Here is a 2,388-nt window from a genome sequence, read left to right as displayed (position 1 = left end):
GTTATTATCCCCAAAAAAACTATAATAATTCAAATTGTGTAGAAATCTTCCTACTTAACAAGAACCTGATTCTAATAGATTCTGCTTAACATAAGGGATAAGGAATCCAAAATTAACATTTTGAAACTCTTCGTAACTCTCAACGCTTGATAGTATCAGAAATGGTGTTAAAGATACTAATATCTCTTATTATATCAGGTTGATTTATTATTGATGTCTGTTATCATTTTATTATTATTGACTATTATAAGGAGTTGATATTATGTTATTAGCACCTTTATTTGAAAATGATGTACCAGTAGCACTCTCCTGCTCATAATGGAGAGATTTTAAATAGATACTTCTCTCCGTTAGGGCATAACTAGCCTAATTAAAAACGGAGGGTAAAAACATGAAAAATACACTTATTGGTTCATTATTCTTAATACTAGCTTCAAGCATTTGGGGAGGTATGTATGTTGTCGTTAAAATATTAGTGGCAGTCATACCACCATTAGAGCTTGTGTGGATGCGATATCTAATAGCATTTATTGCGTTAGTCATCATTGGACTTGTGACAAAACAAAATTGGAAAATTAAAAAACAGCACTTTGGCTTAATAATTGCTATTGCAATTATTGGGTACGTAATTTCAATTGTTACTCAGGAAACAGGTACAATGCTTTCTTCTGCACAAATGGGAGCGATTATTACCTCTACAACACCAGCGTTCATGGTTCTTTTCGCCAGTGTAATCCTTAAAGAAAGTCTGACTTTTAAGAAAGCTATTTCAGTTAGTTTAGCAACTATCGGTGTTATTACTATAGTTGGAATTGATAATATAGATATGTCTAGTACACTAGGAGGAATATCGCTTATTATTGCTGCATTAACATGGGCGTTAATGTCTGTACTAATAAAACGCTTGCCTAGTGAATATTCACAAATTGTTGTAACTACCTACGCTACTTTAATTGCGGTTGTTGTTTTAACTCCTTTTGTTATAACGAAATTACCACAAATTGAAATGAATGAATTAGCCAAGCCTACAATTTGGGGAGGATTAATTTATTTAGGCGTCATTTCTACATCCACTGCATTTCTATTATGGAATCGTGGATTACAAATGCTAAATGCCTCGAGTGGTGGAGTTTTCTTTTTCTTTCAACCTGTTTTTGGGACATTATTAGGATGGTTAATACTTGGAGAAACGATTAGTATAACCTTTTGGATCGGTTCTATATTAATTCTCTTTGGAGTGTTAATCGTTATTAATGATAGCAAGGAAGAACAAAATCATTCCTTATCCCCACAACCAACAGAAAAATGTTAGGAGGCATTACTATGGCAACATTCGACGATTTTCAAAAACTAGATATGCGTGTTGGAGAAATTATCAGAGCAGAAAAGTTCCCTAAAGCACGAAAACCAGCATATAAACTGTGGGTAGACTTTGGAAATGAAATAGGGATTAAACAAAGTAGTGCTCAAATAACAGATTGTTATAGTTTAGATGAGTTAATTGGAAAGCAAGTATTAGGAGTTGTTAACTTTCCTCCTATGAAAGTTGCTGATTTTAGTTCAGAGGTATTAGTTATGGGAGTTTATGCAGAACAAGGTGTTGTTCTAATAGAACCTCAGCAAAAAGTAAAAAAGGGTGACCGTTTAGGATAAATTCCAAGAACACAAATGATTCACATCATTTGTGTTCTTTTTTATGTTTATTCAACTAAACTGTGCCTTTAGTGTTGAAAAAAATGTTCACCACTTAAAGCTGTTATGCTGCTATTTTGTCTACAAACTATTTATTGGAACTATAGAAAAATAACAGACAACTAATGTTGTCTGCAAAAATAGAAATTATGTTACCTACCTTTATGTTTATTTTTAGCTTTTTGAACCTTGGCATTTCTAATATATGCCTTTTTTTCTTCCCTTAGCTGTTTATTTTCAGCTGATTTTTCTTTCTTTCGTTGTTCATATTCAGCCTTGATGGCTTCTTGTGCTTTAGAAGAAACAGAGAATTGCTTTAATTCTTTTGATACTTTTCTTTGCATTCTTTTAGGGGTGATTTTCTTTTGAGTTTTCTGTTGGATAGTTATCTCTATTTGTTCTTTAGATTCAATCAATCTTATTAAATTTCTGTTAACAAAATCTAATACTTCTTGATCCTTTGGTTCTTTACCGAAAATATAACGGTAGGCTTTAAGTTTATTTTCAGACACAATTTCTATAAGCCCTATATAAAATTGACCATCATAATATATGGTTAGTTTCATTATAGGTCCCTCCTCAATTTAAACTAGAATGATGGACATCCCGAGGAGGGGAAGGTTACTGACATTAAATTTTTTAATGCATTCGGACTACCAACCGAATTGTGTTTTTTCATTCCAAAATACATTATAC

At 32.3% G+C, this 2,388-nt stretch carries 3 protein-coding genes; 2 read left to right on the top strand and 1 reads right to left on the bottom strand.

Features of this window, described 5'->3' with window-relative positions; genetic code table 11:
* The first annotated feature begins 391 nt into the window (after positions 1-391).
* Positions 392-1,312, top strand: coding sequence for a DMT family transporter (locus HU235_RS16815; protein ID WP_095301858.1), 921 nt, complete (start codon positions 392-394; stop codon positions 1,310-1,312).
* 11 nt (positions 1,313-1,323) lie between these two features.
* Positions 1,324-1,653 carry a tRNA-binding protein gene (locus HU235_RS16810; RefSeq protein WP_095301857.1) on the top strand — a complete coding sequence of 110 codons (330 nt, stop codon included), beginning with the start codon at positions 1,324-1,326 and terminating at the stop codon, positions 1,651-1,653.
* Between the two features lie 191 nt (positions 1,654-1,844).
* Here the strand turns inward: HU235_RS16810 and HU235_RS16805 are convergent, their stop codons facing one another.
* A complete protein-coding gene (locus HU235_RS16805; RefSeq protein ID WP_174880952.1) occupies positions 1,845-2,258 on the bottom strand; it encodes a YjdF family protein in 414 nt (137 codons plus the stop codon).
* Between the last annotated feature and the right edge of the window lie 130 nt (positions 2,259-2,388).

The organism is Metabacillus niabensis, assembly GCF_902829255.1.
Taxonomy (GTDB): Bacteria; Bacillota; Bacilli; order Bacillales; family Bacillaceae; genus Metabacillus; species Metabacillus niabensis.
Note: the sequence above shows the minus strand (reverse complement) of the source record. Positions and strands in the feature narration are given on the sequence as shown.

Coding starts and splice junctions, on each gene's coding strand:
- HU235_RS16815 (WP_095301858.1), top strand. CDS start 392: ATGAAAAATACACTTATTGGTTCATTATTCTTAATACTAGCTTCAAGC.
- HU235_RS16810 (WP_095301857.1), top strand. CDS start 1,324: ATGGCAACATTCGACGATTTTCAAAAACTAGATATGCGTGTTGGAGAA.
- HU235_RS16805 (WP_174880952.1), bottom strand. CDS start 2,258: ATGAAACTAACCATATATTATGATGGTCAATTTTATATAGGGCTTATA.